This is a genomic window from Glycocaulis sp., from assembly GCF_052168375.1.
Classification (GTDB): domain Bacteria; phylum Pseudomonadota; class Alphaproteobacteria; order Caulobacterales; family Maricaulaceae; genus Glycocaulis.
Map to the genome: position 1 here is coordinate 1 of NZ_JBQLZR010000296.1, position 3,967 is coordinate 3,967.

Sequence of the window (3,967 nt, forward strand, 5' to 3'; positions counted from 1 at the left end):
GCGGATGTCGGCCTCTGACCTGTCCGTGCGCCGGCCGGGCTATACGCTGATCGAAGTGGTCGTGGCGGTAGCCATCGCGGCTACCGTCGTGGCGGTCTCGGCGCCGGCTTTCATCCGTTCGATCGAGCGGGCGCAGGAGCGCAGCACGGTCGGGGAGTTCATCCTCGCCATGCAGGATCTGCGCGCCGAGGCAGTTCTCGATACGCGCAATCTCGATTCCGGAACCTTGCGCACCCGGCTTGGCGAGACCTTGCCGGAGGGCTGGTCGCTCAATCTGCCAGACGGTTTCATCCTGTCGCGCGGAGGCTTCTGCTCGGGCGGCACTATACAGCTGGAAACGCCGCGCGCCCGTGTCGTGGAACTGGAAGTCGAGCCGGATACGCCGTGCACCTTGCGTGCGGCGGGTGCCTGACAGGCGTCAGGGTATCATCACGTCACCGAACATGTCGCGTGTCTGCGTCCAGCCCAGCTGGCGCACCGTGAAGCTGTGCTCGCGATCATCGCGGCGCAAGGTCACCGTCACCTCATAGAGCGAGATCGAGTAGATGCCGCGCCCGGTCATGCCGTCCGGAGCGGGATTGTAGGCGATACGTTCGCTGGTCCAGCTCATCGTCCAGGCGCCGATCGTCTCGGTGCCTTCAGCCATCTGGTCGGGATTGATCGTCGCGATCAGGCCGAGCGCGCTCTGCTCCATGTCGGCAAGCTCGCCGGCCCGGCTCATGCGCAAGGCAGCGTCCGCCAGGGTACGCTGCAGCTGGTAAAGCGGCATGATGGCCAGCGCCATCAGGGCGACGGCGGCCAGAACCTCGATCAGAGAGAAACCCTTGCGAACCATGGCGCCAGCTTAAACCGTAAACCCCGTCCAGATCGAGATGCGCAAGACGGCGGCAGCGGCAAAGCCGATCATCAGGCCGGGCGCAAACGGAATGCGGGCCTTCAGGCTGCCCGTGGCAAGCGCGAGCAGGATCGCGGCTATGCACGAGACGAGAAATGCAGGCCCGATCAGCATCAGCCCCGCCCAGCAACCACCCCCGCCAGCCAGCCATACATCGCCGTCACCCAGCCCGCGTACACCGCGCCGCCAGTGAAACCATGCGCCCACACCCCACAGAATGCCTGCTGCAAGCGCGCCGCCGCCAAGCGACAGGAGGGCCGCTTCCAGCAGCGTCTGATCGGGGAGGGCCAAGAGGAGGGAGGCGCCAACGCCGCTTGCGGCAATGGCAAAGGACTGGATGTCGGCCACCACGCCTTCTGTCAGGTCGAGAATGCTGACGCCGGCGGCTATTCCAAGAGCGAAGCCGGCAAGCGCTGAAAGGCTGGCAGGAAAGCCGGTCTCGATCAGGATGAAGCCGGCAACAATCCCGCCAAGGGCCGTCAGCGCCGCGGTGACGTGGCGGCCTTTCATCCCGGCGAAGGCGAGATTGTTCACGCCGCCTGCAGCCAGACCGCACAGCACGATATAGGCCCAGCCCGGCATGAATTACGGCCTCCGGCAACGGCCCCGGCGGGCCGGTGGACTATTCCGCAGCCGGCCGGTCCGAGCGGGCCCGGATACGAAGCGGTTCGCCCGGCGTACGCAGGGTCGGACGGTCGGCAAGCTGCTCCTCAAAGGCGCGGTTCATGATCTCGACGAAATTGTCCACGACGGCCTGACGCTGGTTGCGGTCGTGCATGACGTACGGCGTCACGAAGACCACCAGCATGGTCCGCCCGGCGCTCAGCCGGTCGCTGCGGAACGGTGCACCGAGGAAAGGAATGTCCTGCACGAAAGGTATGCCCGAACGCCCCCGGGTGAACCGGTTCTCGATCAGGCCGCCCAGCACCGCCGTCTGGCCATCCTGCAAGGTCAGCTCGGAAGAGATGCTGCGGTTGGAGATCAGCGGGCTTGCAATGTCCGCCGTATCGTTCGGTTCGGCGTTACTGACTTCCTGTTCAATCTCCAGATCGATGCGGTTATTGCTGTAAACGCGCGGACGGACATTCAGAATGATACCGGTGGAGCGGTATTGCACGCTCTGCAGCACGTCCGTGGAGCCGCCAACCTGCGTCTGGCCTGCCCGCTGGGACGTGATGATCGGAACGTCGGTACCCACCTGTACAGATGCCTCCGAGCCCGAACGCATCACGATGCGCGGCGTGGAGAGAATATGAATCTGGCTGTTGCTGGCACCGGTGGAGCCGGACAGCGTGACCTGACCGGTCTGCACAGTGCCGCTCAGGCCTCCGCCGGAATTGATCCGGGCGGCAAAGCTGGCGGCAGCCTCGCTGTCGAACACTGCATCAAGACCGAAATCCCACTCATCTGTCAGCGTGACTTCGGCAATCGTCACCTCGATCATCACTTCCGGCTCGGGCGTATCCACCCGGCGCATGAGTGACAGTATCTGGTCGTACTCGGCCTGCGTGCCGAAGAAGATCAGGCGGTTGCCGACGGCATCAACCGTCATGCGGCTACGGTCCGGATCGCCGCCGCCGGATTGCGCGGGCGCGGCAGGGGCTTGGGTGGAAGCTTCCTCGCCGCCTTGCCCGGACGTTTCGCTGGAGCCGGAAACGGTCTGGCCGGACTGGATGTTCAGAACGGCGGACACGAGCTCGGCCAGGCGTTCGGCCTCGGAATACTGCGCCTGATAGACGAAGGCAGAGCGCGCTTCGGAGCGCGAGGCCGCGCGGTCAAGATCCTGCGCCACGGCCAGCGCATGCTGCGCACCTTCGCGTGTCAGCGCAAAGATCAGAAGCTGGTTGGTATGGCGGACAGGCAGCAGAGTGATAGCCCGCATGGAGTTCACGCCGCCGGCGACCATCAGGCCCTCAGCGGTGAGGATTTCCTGCACCGTCGCGGCGAGTTCCGTCACTTGCCAGTTGCGCGGTTCGAACTGGATGACATCGGTGCCGGCAAAGCGCGGGCGGTCCATCTGCTCGATGATTGCCAGAGCCGCGTCGACATCGCCAGGCAGGCCAAGAAGGGTGAGATAGTTATGCTGGCGGTTGACCGTTATAGAGACGGTGTCCTGACCGGGCAGGGCCTGCGTCAGGATCTGCTGCATGTCAGCTGAATCGATGGCGTAAAGCTCAACGAACTGGATGACCGGGCGCATGCTCGCCGGTGCGCCGCGCCGTGCCCGCGAGGTGATAAGCTGGGGCAGCTGGCTGCGCAGATCGCTGCGTGTTGAAACGGTGAAACGGCCTTCACTATAGGTAATCGCGAGCCCGTAATCAGTGAGGGCATCGCGCACCATGTCGAGGAAGACTGTGCGCTCCATCTCCTGGACGGTGCGCAGCGAGACCATCTCCTCCATCTCCGGCACACCCGGCCCGAGGACGAAGGGTTGTTCAAGGATTTCCCCGAACACCACGTTGATGAAGCTCGGCACCGAAAGCGGCGGCACGGTTACGCTGACGGGCGGGCCAGACAGGGCCGGCAGGCCGCCTGCGGGGGCATCGGGGCGAGCGGTTGCGCGGCTGCCCATGACAGGGCGCCGTGTCACCCGGCCGACCGCATCGGTTTGCTCGGGCGCCGGATCGAGGAGCTGTTCAGGCTCGTCCCAAGGGGTCGCGCCCGTGATGCGGGTCTCGGGCAGCGTGTCGATATCGTTGAACTCTTCCCATGTGCCGTCCGGCGACGCCGTTGCACAGCCTGCGAGCAGGGCAAAGGCCGGCATCAGGGATCGCAGTAGCGCACGTCTCATGGTGTATTATCCAGTGTTGGAAAAACCGGCAGATCGCGGGTTTCATCGTCGCGCGCCAGGCGCACGGTTACAGACGAAATATCGGATACGGTCCACCCGCCCTGCAGCTCGTCCCCCCGCCGCAGTCTTCTGATCTGACTATTATCGGCTAGCAGCATGATTGTCCATTCTCCCCCCTCGCCAACGAGGGCGGCGAGGCGCGGGTCGGACAGGGCCAGTTCGATGTCCTCGATGGCCAGCGGGCCCCGGCTGTTCCGGCCTTGCGTGATGTCTGCATCGGG

At 64.8% G+C, this 3,967-nt stretch carries 5 protein-coding genes; 1 reads left to right on the top strand and 4 read right to left on the bottom strand.

The window, feature by feature from the left end:
• Positions 1-412 (top strand): prepilin-type N-terminal cleavage/methylation domain-containing protein (locus tag ACTS2Z_RS12080; protein WP_442573462.1); only part of this gene is annotated, 412 nt, incomplete at its 5' end.
• Positions 413-418: 6 nt separating this feature from the next.
• On the opposite strand, the gene ACTS2Z_RS12085 is transcribed toward ACTS2Z_RS12080, so the two are convergent.
• The 4 genes from ACTS2Z_RS12085 to ACTS2Z_RS12100 form a co-directional block, all read right to left on the bottom strand.
• Positions 419-835: a prepilin-type N-terminal cleavage/methylation domain-containing protein gene (locus tag ACTS2Z_RS12085; RefSeq protein ID WP_442573463.1), complete on the bottom strand. Its 417-nt coding sequence runs from the start codon at positions 833-835 to the stop codon at positions 419-421.
• 9 nt (positions 836-844) lie between these two features.
• On the bottom strand, positions 845-1,477 hold the full coding sequence (locus tag ACTS2Z_RS12090; protein ID WP_442573464.1) for a hypothetical protein: 633 nt from the start codon (positions 1,475-1,477) through the stop codon (positions 845-847).
• A 40-nt stretch (positions 1,478-1,517) separates the two neighbouring features.
• On the bottom strand, positions 1,518-3,686 hold the full coding sequence (locus ACTS2Z_RS12095) for a hypothetical protein (protein WP_442573465.1): 2,169 nt from the start codon (positions 3,684-3,686) through the stop codon (positions 1,518-1,520).
• Positions 3,683-3,967 (bottom strand): hypothetical protein (locus ACTS2Z_RS12100; RefSeq protein WP_442573466.1); only part of this gene is annotated, 285 nt, incomplete at its 5' end. The genes ACTS2Z_RS12095 and ACTS2Z_RS12100, both read right to left, overlap by 4 nt.